The sequence below is a fragment of the Bradyrhizobium sp. 186 genome, from assembly GCF_023101685.1.
GTDB lineage: Bacteria > Pseudomonadota > Alphaproteobacteria > Rhizobiales > Xanthobacteraceae > Bradyrhizobium.
Genome location: NZ_CP082164.1, coordinates 4877235 through 4892079 on the forward strand (window position 1 = coordinate 4877235; position 14845 = coordinate 4892079).

14 protein-coding genes are annotated in these 14845 nt (G+C 62.6%); 6 read left to right on the forward strand and 8 right to left on the reverse strand.

Features of this window, described 5'->3' with window-relative positions; translation table 11 throughout:
• Nucleotides 1-6: 6 nt before the first annotated feature.
• Nucleotides 7-897: a LysR family transcriptional regulator gene (locus IVB18_RS23280; protein ID WP_247991261.1), complete on the reverse strand. Its 891-nt coding sequence runs from the start codon at nucleotides 895-897 to the stop codon at nucleotides 7-9.
• Between the two features lie 194 nt (nucleotides 898-1091).
• On the opposite strand from IVB18_RS23280, the gene dctA reads away from it, so the two are divergent.
• The 3 genes from dctA (at nucleotide 1092) to IVB18_RS23295 (ending at nucleotide 5012) form a co-directional block, all read left to right on the forward strand.
• Nucleotides 1092-2408: a C4-dicarboxylate transporter DctA gene (gene dctA / locus IVB18_RS23285; protein WP_247991262.1), complete on the forward strand. Its 1317-nt coding sequence runs from the start codon at nucleotides 1092-1094 to the stop codon at nucleotides 2406-2408.
• A gap of 30 nt (nucleotides 2409-2438) precedes the next feature.
• Nucleotides 2439-3602 carry a mandelate racemase/muconate lactonizing enzyme family protein gene (locus tag IVB18_RS23290; RefSeq protein ID WP_247991263.1) on the forward strand — a complete coding sequence of 388 codons (1164 nt, stop codon included), beginning with the start codon at nucleotides 2439-2441 and terminating at the stop codon, nucleotides 3600-3602.
• A gap of 285 nt (nucleotides 3603-3887) precedes the next feature.
• Complete coding sequence (locus IVB18_RS23295) at nucleotides 3888-5012, forward strand: amidinotransferase (RefSeq protein ID WP_247991264.1); 1125 nt, start codon at nucleotides 3888-3890, stop codon at nucleotides 5010-5012.
• 35 nt (nucleotides 5013-5047) lie between these two features.
• On the opposite strand, the gene IVB18_RS23300 is transcribed toward IVB18_RS23295, so the two are convergent.
• From IVB18_RS23300 to IVB18_RS23320, 5 genes are all read right to left on the reverse strand, one after another.
• Complete coding sequence (locus IVB18_RS23300) at nucleotides 5048-5362, reverse strand: multidrug efflux SMR transporter (protein WP_247989714.1); 315 nt, start codon at nucleotides 5360-5362, stop codon at nucleotides 5048-5050.
• Nucleotides 5363-5630: 268 nt separating this feature from the next.
• Nucleotides 5631-6248, reverse strand: a complete 618-nt coding sequence (locus tag IVB18_RS23305) for an Isoquinoline 1-oxidoreductase subunit (protein WP_247991265.1) — start codon at nucleotides 6246-6248, stop codon at nucleotides 5631-5633.
• Between the two features lie 23 nt (nucleotides 6249-6271).
• Nucleotides 6272-6796 (reverse strand): (2Fe-2S)-binding protein, encoded by a 525-nt coding sequence (locus IVB18_RS23310; protein WP_247991266.1) that lies wholly within the window; start codon nucleotides 6794-6796, stop codon nucleotides 6272-6274.
• Entirely contained in the window at nucleotides 6793-9564 is a 2772-nt protein-coding gene (locus IVB18_RS23315) for a molybdopterin cofactor-binding domain-containing protein (RefSeq protein ID WP_247991267.1), read from the reverse strand. Before IVB18_RS23315 ends, IVB18_RS23310 begins: the two co-directional genes overlap by 4 nt.
• Before the next feature lie 187 nt (nucleotides 9565-9751).
• A complete protein-coding gene (locus tag IVB18_RS23320; protein ID WP_247991268.1) occupies nucleotides 9752-10843 on the reverse strand; it encodes a hypothetical protein in 1092 nt (363 codons plus the stop codon).
• A gap of 189 nt (nucleotides 10844-11032) precedes the next feature.
• Between IVB18_RS23320 and IVB18_RS23325 the strand changes: the two genes are divergently transcribed.
• Nucleotides 11033-12655, forward strand: coding sequence for an ABC-F family ATP-binding cassette domain-containing protein (locus IVB18_RS23325; RefSeq protein WP_247991713.1), 1623 nt, complete (start codon nucleotides 11033-11035; stop codon nucleotides 12653-12655).
• Nucleotides 12656-12823: 168 nt separating this feature from the next.
• On the opposite strand, the gene IVB18_RS23330 is transcribed toward IVB18_RS23325, so the two are convergent.
• Complete coding sequence (locus tag IVB18_RS23330; protein ID WP_247991714.1) at nucleotides 12824-13300, reverse strand: transposase; 477 nt, start codon at nucleotides 13298-13300, stop codon at nucleotides 12824-12826.
• Here IVB18_RS23330 and IVB18_RS23335 point away from each other — a divergent pair.
• Both IVB18_RS23335 and IVB18_RS23340 read left to right on the forward strand, forming a co-directional pair.
• Complete coding sequence (locus IVB18_RS23335) at nucleotides 13181-13438, forward strand: hypothetical protein (protein ID WP_247991980.1); 258 nt, start codon at nucleotides 13181-13183, stop codon at nucleotides 13436-13438. The genes IVB18_RS23330 and IVB18_RS23335 overlap by 120 nt on opposite strands.
• A 52-nt stretch (nucleotides 13439-13490) precedes the next feature.
• Nucleotides 13491-14366, forward strand: a complete 876-nt coding sequence (locus IVB18_RS23340; protein WP_247991269.1) for an MBL fold metallo-hydrolase — start codon at nucleotides 13491-13493, stop codon at nucleotides 14364-14366.
• Nucleotides 14367-14556: 190 nt separating this feature from the next.
• On the opposite strand, the gene IVB18_RS23345 is transcribed toward IVB18_RS23340, so the two are convergent.
• Complete coding sequence (locus IVB18_RS23345) at nucleotides 14557-14805, reverse strand: hypothetical protein (protein WP_247991270.1); 249 nt, start codon at nucleotides 14803-14805, stop codon at nucleotides 14557-14559.
• Between the last annotated feature and the right edge of the window lie 40 nt (nucleotides 14806-14845).

Here is a 14845-nt window from a genome sequence, read left to right on the forward strand (position 1 = left end):
GTTTCTTCAGCCGACCTCTGCAGCTTCGAATGCCGACCACAGAGCTTCAACTTCGTGACTCTGTCGTGCTGCCGGGCGAAAGAGCCGTATCTCGATCGGGATCACGGACTTGGCATCGCCGGCCTCGACTAGCGAACCCGCCTTGATGTCGTCTTCGGCCAGCGTTCGAGGAAGCCAGGCGACACCGTCTCCGGACCTGACCATCGATAGCAGCGTCGCGGCGAGATGCGAGGTGAAGATCTTCTTCAGGTTCCTTTTCGCCAACTGACTTGCGACAATGCGGCCCAGCCCTGACTGCGGGCTGTAGGCCAAGTAGGGGATGGTCTCGTCGCTCTGCAGCGACCACCGCGGCTTCCGGCCGGCGCCCGCCGCGCTGAGCGGAAGGAGCGTGTCGGTACCCACGACGATGCTCTTGAATTGCCTGGTATCGAGCCGGCTGCCCATGCTGCGGTGATAGTGGCACAACAGGAACGACACGTCGCCCCGGAGCATCATCCGCTCGCAAGCGAGCATGCTATCGGAAACGAGATTGAGATTGCCCAAGGCGAGGATCTTCTCGCTGCTCCGGACCCACTTCGGAAAGAACGTGAACGACAGTGCGTGCGTCGCCGCGATCGATAGCGGTCCCGCGCCCCGTCCGGCCACTTCGAGGGTCTCGCGGCGCAGTTGATGAAGCGCTCTGGTCAGGATCTCTGCCTGGGTGTGGAAGTGCTCGCCGGCGGGCGTGAGCGTCACGCTGTGCGTCGTGCGAACGAATAGCGGCGCCCCCACCCAGTCCTCCAATGCCCGGATCCGCCGGCTGAAGGCCGGCTGGGTGACGTGACGGGCTTCGGCCGCCTTGGAGAAGCTCAAGGTCTCAGAGAGAGCCAGATAGTCCTCCAACCAGATCAGCTCCATCGGTAATGCCGAAACGGCATAACTATTCTCGGCAACAGCATTAGCCTTCTCCCCACCTGAAGCCTACGGATCACTGCAGGCTACATAACACAGCAGCAGCACGGAAGTCGTTCCGGACACCGGAGCGGCCCTTTCCAAACAGCTACAGAGGCCGGCCAAGGCCCAGCACAACTCACTTATCAGGGAAGAAAACATTGAGAAAAGCGCCATCATTCGGATTTTTGAGCGAACTCTATGTGCAGGTCCTCCTTGCCATCCTGCTCGGCGCTCTGGTCGGCTATTTCTGGCCTCAGGTCGGGACCAGCCTTCAGCCGCTCGCCGATGGTTTCATCAAACTGATCAAGATGCTGCTGTCGCCGATCATCTTCGGTACGGTCGTCGTCGGCATAGCCAAGATGAGCGACATCAAGGAAGTCGGCCGGATCGGTGTCAAGTCGCTGATCTACTTCGAGGTCGTCTCGACGCTGGCCTTGGTGATCGGCCTGGTCGTCGTCAACGTGATCAAGCCAGGCGTTGGCATGAACATCGACGCCAGCCACATCGATGCGGGATCGATCTCGGCCTACGTAAAAGCCGCCGACGGCAACCACGGTTTCGTACAGTTTCTACTCGACATCATCCCGACCACGATCGTCGACGCCTTCGCCAAGGGAATGATGCTGCAGGTCATCTTGGTTTCGGTGCTGATCGGCATCGCCATGGTTCAACTCGGCGACTACGGCAAGCCGCTGGTGAACGTGATCGACATCCTACTGCACGCCCTGTTCCGGGTCGTGGCAATGGTGATGCGCCTCGCCCCGCTGGGAGCCGGGGCGGGGGTCGCGTTTACGATCGGGAAGTACGGGATCGCGACGCTCTGGTCGCTCGGCTATCTGATGCTCGGTGTCTACGTCACCACCATTCTCTTCGTCGTCGTGGTGCTCGGCGGCATCGCGACGTGGACCGGTTTTTCGCTGCCGCAGTTCTTCCGTTACTTCAAGGACGAGATCCTCATAGTACTGGGCACCTGCTCGACCGAAGCGGTGATGCCGCAAATGCTGGTCAAGCTCGAGCGGCTCGGTTGCGACAAGACCGTCGTCGGCATGGTGCTGCCCACCGGCTACACGTTCAATGCCGACGGCACGTCGATCTACCTTTCCATGGCCGCCATCTTCGTCGCCCAGGCGACGAACACCGATCTTTCCTTCGGCGACCAGATCGTTCTGCTGGGCGTGCTTCTCCTGACGTCGAAGGGATCCGCTGGCGTCGCTGGCGCCGGCTTCGTGACGCTCGCCGCGACCCTCTCTTCGATCCACACCGTTCCCGTAGCCGGGCTCGTTCTACTGCTCGGCGTCGATCGCTTCATGAACGAAGCTCGTGCCGTGACCAACCTGATCGGCAACGGGGTCGCTACGATCGCGATCGCCAAGTGGGACGGCGCGTTCGACCAGAAGCAGGCAGCGGAGGCCATGAGGCTTCATGGCAAGGAGCCCATCACAGCCGAATACGAACTTCCCGAGACAACCCACTAATCCGAGTCAGCAACTCAAAGGGAGAATGCCATGCGTATCGTAGATGTGGTCGAGACGACCAAACCAATCTCGTCACCGATCCGGAATGCCTACATCGATTTCTCGAAGATGACGTCCAGCCTTGTCGCCGTCGTAACCGACGTCGTCCGCGACGGGCGGCGAGTGATCGGCTACGGCTTCAATTCGAACGGCCGCTACGGTCAGGGCGGACTGATCCGGGAGCGCTTTCGCGACCGCATTCTGGAAGCCGAACCCGCCAGCCTGCTCAACGACGAGGGTACCAATCTAGATCCGCATCGCATCTGGGCGAAGATGATGTCGAACGAGAAGCCCGGCGGTCACGGCGAGCGTTCCGTCGCCGTCGGAACGCTCGATATGGCGATCTGGGATGCGACCGCCAAGATCGCCGGGAAGCCGCTGTTCCGCCTGCTGGCCGAAATGAAGGGCAAGGAGGCCAACCCGCGGGTCTTTGTCTACGCTGCCGGCGGCTACTACTATCCCGGCAAGGACAACTCCGCATTGCAGGCGGAAATGCGCGGCTATCTAAACCGCGGCTACAACGTCGTGAAGATGAAGATCGGCGGCGCGTCGATCGACGAGGACCGTGGTCGCATCGAGGCCGTGCTCAAGGAAATCGGGTCGCAGGCCAAGCTCGCCGTCGATGCCAACGGTCGCTTCGATCTCGAGACCGGCATCGCCTACGCCAAAATGCTGCGCCAGTACCCGCTGTTCTGGTATGAGGAGATCGGCGATCCGCTCGACTACGCCCTCCAGGCCGCCGTCGCCGAATTCTATCCCGGTCCGATGGCCACGGGCGAGAACCTGTTTTCGCATCAGGATGCTCGCAACCTGCTCCGCTACGGCGGCATGCGCCCGGACCGCGACTGGCTACAGTTCGACTGTGCTTTGTCATACGGTCTCGTCGAATATCTCCGGACCCTGGACGTCCTAGCCCAACACGGCTGGTCGCCGTCGCGCTGCATCCCGCACGGTGGTCACCAGATGTCGTTGAACATCGCCGCCGGTCTAGGGCTCGGCGGCAACGAGAGCTACCCGGACCTCTTCCAGCCCTACGGCGGATTCCCGGATTCGGTCCGGGTTCAAGACGGTCACATCGTCATGCCGGACATTCCGGGCATCGGCTTCGAGGGCAAGTCGGATCTAATCAAGGTCATGCGCGAACTGGCCGAATAGGCTGGCCAGTTGAGGTAAAGAGCACAATCGGAAGCGATCCGCGTCGGATGTCCGTTATGGGGCGCCGGCGTGCACATCAATTTCGGGTCAAAAGCGCCGCCTTGATCCTTTGCCAATTCGCTTCCGGTCTTCCCGCAAAAAGCGGACATCTCCAGATCGGGCCGGTTGGTCCGTTTAGGGCACAGCAGGCGACACCAAGGATTTGCGACTCGACCCGGCGACCGCGGTCGGACCTCTGGAACTCCCTGGACCTGCGGCGGTTGTAGCGCACAGAGGGCCTCATGCATGGACATGGTCACACGCGTTCGCGGTTCGGATGCCGTCCCATCGGGCCAAGTTTCTCCGGTGAGCTCACACAACGAGTGGGGCACGCTGGAGGAAGTGATAGTCGGAAGGCTTGAGGGTGCGGTTATCCCGTCCGATCATCCGGTTGTCACCTGCAACATTCCGGGCATGGCGGCGCGTGCCCAATCGCTGGTCGCAGGCTTCCGTTACCCAAAGATCATGATCGAACCGGCTCAGCGTGAGCTTGATGTTTTGGTTGCGCTGCTGCAGTCGCTGGGTATCATCGTAAGGCGGCCGGACGCCGTCGACCACAGGAAGCGCTTCAGCACGCCGGAATGGTCCTCGCGCGGCTTCTGCAATTCCTGCCCGCGCGACAGCATGCTCGTGATCGGCGACGAGATCATTGAAACCCCAATGGTTTGGCCCTGTCGGTACTTCGAGACGCATTCCTATCGTCCGATTCTGAAGGACTATTTCCAACGTGGCGCGCGGTGGACGAGCGCGCCCAGACCTCAACTGACGGACGAACTGTTCGACCCAGAATTTCGCGTCCCCAAGAAAGGCGAGCCGATCTCATACATCCTCACCGAATTCGAGCCGGTCTTTGACGCCGCCGACTTCTTTCGCTGCGGGCGCGACCTGTTCGTGACCCGCAGCAACGTCACCAATGCGTCTGGTATTGAATGGCTGCGTCGCCACCTTGGCGACGGTTATCGCATCCATGAGATTGAGAGCCGCTGTCCCAATCCAATGCACATCGACACCACCATATTGCCGCTTGGGCCCGGCAAGATTCTGATCAATCCCGAATACATAGACGTCAACCACCTTCCGGCCATCCTGAAAGGATGGGACATCCTCGTGGCCCCCGAGCCCGACCCAATAACCGATCCTATGCTCAGGATCACTTCGCTATGCGGGAAATGGCTCAACATGAACGTACTGATGGTCGACGAGAAGCGCGTCATCGTAGATCCACATCATACTGCAATGACGCGTGCGTTGGAGAATTGGGGATTCGAGCCGATTCTCTGTGAGTTCTTACACTATGCGGCATTTGGTGGCGGCTTCCATTGCGCCACGCTCGACGTCCGACGGCGCGGCACGTTGAAGAGCTATTTTTGAGCCGACTTCCAATTCGTCTCGTCGCACCGTTCCGCCTAAGTGGTGATTTTCAGTCCGATTATGCCCAATAGAATAAAGCCGATACAGGTAAGCCTAAGCAACGTCAGGGGCTCGTTAAATAAATAGATGCCGAGCGCCGTGGTGCCAACAGTGCCAATGCCCGTCCACACCGCATAGGCCGTACCGACCGGCAGCGACTTAAGCGCGATTCCGAGGAACCCAATACTGGCCGCCATAGCGACGACTGTGCCGATTGTCGGTAAAAGGCGCGCGAAGCCTTCCGTGAATTTGAGCCCGATCGCCCAGGCGATTTCACACAGGCCAGCAACGAGCAGGAAGAGCCAAGCCATGGGAATGCCCCTAAAACACTTGAACCACGAGCGATCTCTCTCAGGGTATGCTCCAAATCAATGCTTTGAAAGTTTGTAGTAGGATCGGGCTAGGGCCGCCTCAAAGAGATCGAGCATTGCCCCTACACCGTCTTGGTCGTCTGCACCCCTGCACTGCTAACGGCGTAAGAGTCGGCTTGGGGTCACAGCCGTCGATGACGACCAAGCGGGGCGACTTCCGCTTTACCCTCGGAAGCCGACATTTAGTTTATGAGTGCTCGCCTTCGCGTCACGGTGCCGGACACGCAGCCCCGGTCTTCACCCAAGCTTCGACCAGCGCGCCGGCTTGCTCTTGCTTGCCCGGCACGGGCGAGCGGCCGAAGCCGGGCTTCCAGGCCCAGCCGACGAGAGTGTCCTTGCCGATATGGTCGATCAGGTTTTCCACCTTGCGTCCGCCATTGCGTGCGGGATCCCTGATCTGCTCGCAGATCTCGCCGACGGTCTTGCCCTCCCAGGCCATTTCGAGTGGAGCAAGATGCCAGTCGGGATGGCCGGGCATGCGGCCGGGCTCGAAATTGGCCTTCTGGTGGCAGGTGTTGCAGCGCATCGCCTCCAGGCCGTGGCCGTCGGCGCCGCGCGCCACTGGCGGCTGATGGATGCGGGCATTATCGCCCTGGTGCGGCCTGTCGCCGGCCGGATGGCAATTGGTGCAACGCGGATGTGTCAGGACTTTTCCAAGCTCGGTGAAGACCGCCGCCGAGCGCTTTTCCGTGTCGCTGATGCCAGCGAAACTCTCGGGCGATGCTAGCGCATGGCTCGCCGTCTCCGAGGCCGCGTAGGCCGCGCACAGGCTGCTCGCGAGCGCCGCGATCACGGCAATCGTCTTGAATCGCGCATGGGAGATCATGGCTCGTGTCCCCTCAAGCCCACTCACTTGGCAGCAATGAGATAGCGGTTTGAATCGGCGAGGATCACGTCGCGCACCGCCTCGTGATATTTGATGTAGCCGGTGCAGCGGCAGAGATGACCGTCGAGCGCATCCGCAATGGTCTGCTCCAGCGCCTCGCGCGGCACCGGCGCGCGTGCCAGGCGCTCGAGCAGCACCTGGCCCTCGTTGAGGAAGCCGGCGGTACAATAGCCGCATTGGAACGCGAAGTGATTGATGAAGGCCTTTTGCAGGATCGAGAGCTCGCCGTCCTTGGCGTGCCCCTCGACGGTCCGGATCGACTTGCCGTCAAAGTTCACGGCGGGAGCGACGCAGGTCGGGCTGGTGGAGCTGGTGCCGTCGGGGTCGTCGACGATGATGGCGCAGCTCAGGCATTGCGCGGCGCCGCAGCCGAACTTGGTGCCGGTCATGCCGAGCATCTCGCGCAAAAAATCGTTCATCGAGAGGTCGTCGCGGACGTCCATCGGACCGTGCTTCTGGCCGTTGATGGTGAGGCTGAGGGTCGTCACGCGAGCACTCCCTTCAGGAGGTTTGATGTGACCGGCAGCGCGCGGAAGCGGTGGCCGGTGGCGTCGTGGATGGCGTTGATCAGCGCTGGAACGATCGGGACCATCACGACTTCAGCCATGCCCTTGGGCGGCTCGTCCGGCGTCAGCGCCTTCAGCATCTCGATCTCGAGATCGCGCAAGGGCAGGTCCGAGCCGCGTGCGACGAGATAGCGCCCGAGATTCCATTCGCCGTTGCCGGGGCCGCCCTCGAACGGCGGCAAGGTTTCGAGCAGCGCGTAGCCGACGCCCATGGCGAAGCCGCCCTGGGTCTGGCCCATCACGACCTCCGGCACGAGCGCGGTGCCGCATTCGAGCACGCTATAGGCCTTGGCGATGCGCAAGCTCCCGGTCGCGCGCTCGATCTCGACACGGACCAGCGCGCCGCACATCGATGTGTAGGCGGTGCCGATCCGGTTATTGTTGGTCGGTGGAAACGTGACGCTGGTGCGATTGATCCGTTCGAACTTGCCATTGCCGCGGCGGATCGCGAGCGCGTCGATCTCGGCACGATGTTGCTCACCGAAGAGGGGAAAGCGTGCGCGCGACCAGGCCCAGCGCGAAAAGCTGTGCGCGATCGCGCCGGTGATGAAGCCGCGGGCATGGGCTGTTGCGGCGAGCACGGGGAGTGCCAGCGGTTCGAGACCGGGCATCACGAGCTGGCCGTTTTGCCAGGCCGCGCTCGCCCATTGCGTGGCGCGTGGATCTGTCTTCGGGATGCGCCACAATTCGAGCGCCGCGGGCCACAGGCCGAAGCGGAAGATGATTCGGGCGGCCTCCGCGGAGGAATGGGTGCCGACATGGGCGCCGACCGAGGCTGATGTCGCCGAGCTGATCCTGGGCACCCAGCGTGGATTTCTCTGCGCCGCATCCTGGGTCTTTTGATCCATCGTGTAGGGATCGCCTGATGTGACCAGGCCGAGCGCCTCATAGCCGTCGACCCGGGCAATCGAGACTTCGTCGGCGATGGCGCCGACATGGTTCGCGACACGGTTCGCCAGCGCCGTGCCGATGCCGTTGCCCATCTCGACATGATCGCAGAAGATCGCAATCTTGCCGTCGGCTCCGAGCTCGACGCGGCCGAGCGAGCAGTCCGCGCCGGCGCCGTAGTCCTTGGTCACGCAGGCAACGCCGGTGCCGACCAGCCGGTCGGAGGCGCTCTGCTTGAATTGCGCGCGCTGCTGCCAGATTGGATGCTTTTCGAGCTTGTCGAGAATTTCGGGCGTGCGCACGGAGACGATGTACGGATTGCCGGTCATGGTCCGGCCGTTCTGCTTGAGCGCATTGCGCCGTCGGAATTCAATCGGATCCAGCTTGAGCTCGCCCGCCGCCTCGTCGATCAGTGTCTCGATCGCGGTCAGCGTCTGGAGCGCGCCATAGCCGCGCATCGAGCCCGCGGTCACGCCGCGCGAATGCACCACGACCGTCGTGACGTCGACCTTGGGGATGTCGTAGATGCCGATCGCGGCGGTGGCGGCGACGGTAGCAACGTTGGCGGAGAAATTGGCGAGGCCGCCGCCGTCGAGCACGTGGTCGGCAGCGAAGGCCTTGATGATGCCGGTCGCGCGGTCGACGCCGATGCGCGAGCGCATCTTGATCGGGTGGCGCTTGATGCCGCCCTGGAATTGCTGGTAGCGGTCATGCGCCAGCCGCACCGGTTTTCCGGGAAAGCAGATCGCCGCCAGCGCGACGTAGAGGATGAACGGCGTGTGATCGCGGCCGCCGAAGCCGCCGCCGACATGGCCGAACTGCGCGTTGATATGGCCTGGCTTGTAAGGCGCGCGGGCTTTGGCCATGAGAAACGCGAGCGACTCCGCCGCCTCATAGGGCGACTGCACGCCGAGCACCAGCTCGAGATTGCCGCCCTTGCCGGTGTACCAGGCGAGCCCGCATTCCGGCTCCAGGAACATCGGATCGACCGACTGCGTCTCGAACTCGCGGTCGAGCACCAGCAGCGAGGCGTCGTCCGCGGCGAGCTCGGCGCGAATCTGCTCGCCATATTTGGCGGCCTTGACATAATCGGGCGGCATTTCCTTCGCGAGCGGTGACCACACCGGAAGTGCTGCGTTCTGCACCTTCTTGGGCGTGACCCAGCCGGCCTGGATCGGCGAATAGACGTCCGGCTTCTCATGCGAGGGACCTGCCACACGCGTGAAGCGGTAGGAGCCGTAATCGGGCGCTATTACCGGTCCGGTCTCCTCGCCGAATTTGACGAAGGTGCCGTCGCGCAGGGCGAGGCGCGCCTGGTCGAAGGCGTCGAACTTTTCGAAGATCAGGAGCGCGACGGGTTGTCCGAGATAGAGCGGCGTCTTGCCGGGCGGGCAGAACAGGTCGCCGGCGTAGAACTCCGGCACTTGCGTGCCGATGCGCGCGAGATCATCAGCGCTCACGACGACGGAGGGTTTCAGCGCGCCCTTCAGGCGGGCGAGGTCCATGCCGGTGTAGACATGCGTGGCGTCATTGGCGCGCACCAGGATCGCGTGCGAGGTGGTCTGTGGCCAGCCCGGCAGATCATTGGCGCGGAAGTCGGAGGCGTAAAGCTTTGCGCCGGTGACCTTGGCGACGCCGTCGACACGGCCGGTGCCCTTTGTTGCGGGGTTGAACTTGCCGCGTCCAGGCAGCGTCTCGTGGGCCGCGAAGGGAACTCCCGCCGCCGAAGCAAGATGCGACAGGCTGACCGAGATGCCTCCTGCGGATAACCACTTCACGAACTCGCGTCGCGAAGGCTCCATGATCAGATCCTTGTACAAGGTTTCGAGGACATCATGATGCTGACGGCATCGATGCCCGAAGGTACGCGCCGACGCTAGCTCGAATCCGTCATGATTCGTCATACGACCATAGAAAGGGCGAAGGCCTTACCAACACATGAAGGCGGCAGCAGCGACGCGGCCGCCCTCGTGTCCCGACATCCGGAACCTATTTGAGGTCGGCGATCGTGGCAGGACCCGATCCCGGCGTGATCAGGGTCGGCCACTGCTTGGAACCGAAGGGAACCGGCGGCGGCAGGAACGGCGTCATGCCGCGCCTTGCCGTCTCCGCGATGATCGCGGCGCGCCCGTCGCCTCCCATCAACTCGTAGTCCATCAGGTGATAATTGCCGAAGAACAACGCGCCGACCGAGCGATCGGCGATGATCCGCGTCAGCGACTCCAGCATGTCGGCCGGCGTCGTGGTGAACGAAACCGTTTCGATCAGCAGCAGGCGTGAATTGATGGCATCGGCGCCGAAGAATTGCGCGAGCACGCTGAAAATCACGTTGTTCTGCCGCGTCACGTAGATCGTGTTGCTGGCGGCATAGGCCTTCTCCCAGTCCGGGCCGAGCTGTGTCTTCCAATCCCCCAGCACGCTCATCCAATGCGCAACCTGGGTCTGGGCCGCCCAGGCGACGTTTTTCGCGAGGAAGGGCGCCTGCTTTTTGCCGAAGGCTTCGAGCCTCGCGAAGGGAATGACGCCGCTGGCGACGCATTCGTCCATGAAGGCCAGGTTGTTTTGCAGGATGGTGCGGTTGTTGTCGCGCCAATCGGCCTGCATCGGCGTCGCGTCGAGGGTCTCGAGCGCCGACTGCATCCGGCTGCGATAGGCCATCATCGAACCGCGCCACGACTTGTTGTCGGGATTATCGAGATAGGGGCCGACGACCTCGGCCAGCGCCATGGTGCTATGGCCGACCGACTTCAGGAGCTGATAGACGACCGGCACCTGGGGTGCGTCGAGCGGCGGCTGGCCCGGCCGATACAGGATCAGACGTCCGCCGGCGCCGGAAAACAGGCCGAGGATCACCGGGTGCTTGTCGAGAATGTTCTTCTGGAACACCTTTGCAGCATCGCCGTAGAGCTCGAACATGCCGGTGTTCAGCGCGAGCACGTCCTTGGTTGCGATGTCGGCAGGCGCGGCCGTGCTCCTGCCGGAGATCGGCGCCATGTAATCGGGAAGCGTCTGGGCCGTGGCAGCTCCGCCAAAGGCCAGCAGCAGCGTGGCGGCCGCGGCAAGGCGAAATCGATGTTTCATGGGGATTCCTCGGATGTTTCCAGGAGGCGTTGTTTCGACCCGCGCCGGTTCGGCGGGCATGCAGGTGTTTCTGGCGCAAAATTGCTAAGGATTTGGTAGAGCTGCCCAGATCCGGGCCCGGCCGGGCTTCCCCTGGCGGCCGGCATGGACTACTACGCCGCAACGCAACAATTCCCCCAAAAAGACCTCATGATCCGCCTCGACAACGTCAGCAAGCAAGCCGGCCACCAGATCCTGTTCATCGAAGCTTCCGCCGCTCTCAACAAGGGCGAGAAGATCGGTCTTGTCGGCCCGAACGGCGCCGGCAAGACCACGCTATTCCGGATGATCGCCGGTGAGGAACTGCCCGACGAGGGGCAGGTCTCGACCGATCGCGGCATCACCATCGGCTATTTCAACCAGGACGTCGGCGAGATGAATGGCCGCAGCGCCGTGGCTGAGGTCATGGACGGGGCAGGGCCGGTGAGTGCGGTGGCGGCCGAGTTGCGCGAACTCGAGACCGCGATGGCCGATCCCGATCGCGCCGACGAGATGGACGATATCATCGCGCGCTACGGCGAGGTGCAGCATGCCTTCGAGGAACTCGACGGTTATGCCCTCGATGGCCGCGCGCGCGAAGCATTGTCGGGCCTCGGCTTCAGCCAGGAGATGATGGACGGCGATGTCGGTGCGCTCTCCGGCGGCTGGAAGATGCGCGTGGCGCTCGCTCGCATTCTCCTGATGCGCCCCGACGTCATGCTGCTCGACGAGCCGAGCAACCATCTTGATTTGGAAAGCCTGATCTGGCTGGAGAAATTCCTGCACGACTACGAAGGCACACTGCTGATGACGTCGCACGACCGCGAGTTCATCAACCGCGTGATCTCCAAGGTGGTCGAGATCGATTCCGGCTCGCTCACCACTTACACGGGCGATTACGAGTTCTACGAGCAGCAGCGTGCGCTGAACGAGAAGCAGCAGCAGGCCCAGTTCGAGCGCCAGCAGGCCATGCTCGCCAAGGAGATCAAGTTCATCGAGCGCTTCAAGGCGCGCGCCTCTCACGCCGCGCAAGTGCAGAGCCGGGTCAAGAAGCTCGACAAGATCGAGCGGGTCGAGCCGCCGCGGCGCCGCCAGACCGTGGCGTTCGACTTTCCGCCGGCGCCGCGCTCGGGCGAGGACGTCGTCGCCTTGAAGAAGGTTTTCAAGGGCTACGGCAGCAAGCGGATCTATGACGGATTCGATTTCATGATCCGCCGCCGCGAGCGCTGGTGCGTGATGGGCATCAACGGCGCCGGCAAGTCGACGCTGCTCAAGCTGATCGCGGGCGCGAGCGAGCCCGATGAGGGCACGGTGGCGGTGGGCGGCAGCGTCAAGATGGGCTATTTCGCCCAGCACGCCATGGACCTGCTCGACGGCGAGCGCACCGTGTTCCAGTCGCTGGAGGACGCGTTTCCGACCGCGGGGCAGGGCTCCCTGCGCGCGCTCGCCGGCTGCTTCGGCTTCTCCGGCGACGATGTCGAGAAGCGCTGCCGGGTGCTCTCGGGCGGCGAGAAGGCCCGGCTGGTGATGGCCAAGATGCTGTTCGATCCGCCGAACTTTCTGGTGCTGGACGAGCCGACCAACCATCTCGACCTCGCCACCAAGGAGATGCTGATCACGGCGCTGTCGGATTTCGAGGGCACCATGCTGTTCGTCTCGCACGACCGGCATTTTCTCAGCGTCCTGTCCAACCGCGTGCTGGAGCTGACGGCGGAGGGTATCCATCAATTCGGCGGCGGCTACACCGAATACGTCGCGCGCACCGGGCAGGAGGCTCCGGGGTTGCGGTCGTAGATGGGATCGGTAGCCCGGATGGAGCGATGCGCAATCCGGGTGCTGTGCCACGCGCGCTGGTGAACAATGTGGTTGGCGTGTTCCCGGATTGCGCTTCGCTCCATCCGGGCTACAAGAGACGAATTGATGGAGTCCGTAGCCCGGATGGAGCGCAAGCGTAATCCGGGATCAGTCGCCGCGTTCGCCGAAATTGCCGTCCATCTGACCGGCTCCTCCCCAATCGGAAGGCAGCAAGCCGGCGCGGACGTAGCGATGGAGCGACGAATACCGCCAGTCTGACGGCGATGGGACGAGGCCGTGCTTGACTGGATTGAAGTGGATGTAATCGGCGCATCGTTCGAAATCCGCGTCGTCGCGAATGGTGTGCTCCCAAAATCGTCTTTGCCACAAAGCGAATTCGCCGCGATGATTGCGGGAAATCGGTGCGCCTGATGCAGCCAGCCGGTGCGTGAAGAGACTCTTGATCCGCCGCCATCGGCCCGAGAAGTCCGAGTCAGCGTCGGGAAGCGTCATAATGACATGCAGATGATCCGGCAGGACCACGATTGCATGGATGGTGAAAGCTCTTTCGGTGCGAGCCACGCGGAATGCGTCGCGAAGTTCTCCGACATGATCGACCAGCGCGGACGATCTTCGATCATCCAGCGTTACGGTGAAGAAGAAGGTCCCGCCGGGGACAAAATTGCGCCGATAGCGAACCACGTCAGGGCCTTCCCGGATTACGCTTCGCTCCATCCGGGCTACAACCAAATCGCGAGGCTGGCAATGATCTCGCTCACTTGAACGTCTTGGATGCTCTCGCTACGCTCCCCCAAAAAAAGGGAGTGAACCGACGATGAAACAGCTCAGGATTGGCGATATCACCATTGATGCGGTGATCGAGCGGGAAGGGCCCTGGCGGCGGCCGCAGGATTTCTTCCCGGCCTATGACGAGAGCGTGTTCAAGCGCCATCTGCCCACGATGGAGCCTGAGGTTTTCGACGCCTCCCGCGGCATGATGGTCATCACCTACCAGACGTTTGTGGTGCGCACGCCGCGCTACACCATCCTGGTCGACACCTGCACCGGCGAGGACAAGGGTCATCCACCGCCGTTCGACTTTTCCGGCAAGGAGCGTTGGCGCAACGAGCTGTACGCGCTCGGGATCGGCTTCGAGCAGATCGACTACGTCTTCTGCACCCATCTGCACATCGATCATACCGGCTGGAACACGACGTTGCGCGACGGGCGTTGGGTGCCGACCTTCCCCAATGCCAAATATGTTTTTCACAAGGGGGAGTACGCGGCCTGGGAGGCCGAGCACGCCAAGGGCAACAACCCGCCCGGCACCGTCTTTCGCGACAATTGCCTGCCGATCGTCGAGGCCGGACAGGCGCTCTTGGTGGATGACGATTACGCGCTCGACGATACCGTCACGCTGACGCCGACGCCCGGGCATTCGCCCTGCCATTGCTGCGTGAACATCTTTTCGAAGGGCCAGCGCGCGGTGGTCGCCGGCGACCTGATGCACCACCAGATCCAGTGCCGCGAGCCGGACTGGTCGGCGAAACCGGATTGGGATCCGAAGCAGTCGGCGGTCTCGCGGCGAAAATTCTTCGCCTCAGTCGCTGACACCGACACGCTGATCCTGCCGATCCATTTTCCGACGCCGACGGTGGGATTGATCAAGCCGCTCGGCGGCGCGTTCGACTACCGCTTCCAGCGGGATTGAAGCTGTGATTTCACCTCGCCCCGCTTGCGGGGAGAGGTCGAATTTGCGCGAAGCGCGAATTCGGGTGAGGGGGACTCTCCGCGAGTCCGATTCTCACCATGACTGCGGAAGCAGCCCCTCACCCCAACCCTCTCCCCGCGAAGAGCGGGGCGAGGGGGGCGCACTTGCGCCGGAGCGACATCACAGCGCGTTACGCGCCGGTCTCGCATTTCTTCATGAAGCTGTTCTTGGCGGCACCCGCGAGCGGCTTGCCGTCCGCGCTGACCGCCTTCGGCGTACAGGCGTCTTCCTTGCACTTCTTCATGAACGAGGTCTTGGCTGCGCCGGCGAGCGCCTTGCCGTCCTTGCCAACCGCCTTGCTTGCGCAGGTGTCGTCCGCGAAGGCCGAGCCGACCGCGAAGGTGGCGACGATCGCAGCGAGAAAAATCCGCTTCATCATGGTGTCTCCCTAAACCAGAAATGGCTTGCGGATTGGAGCC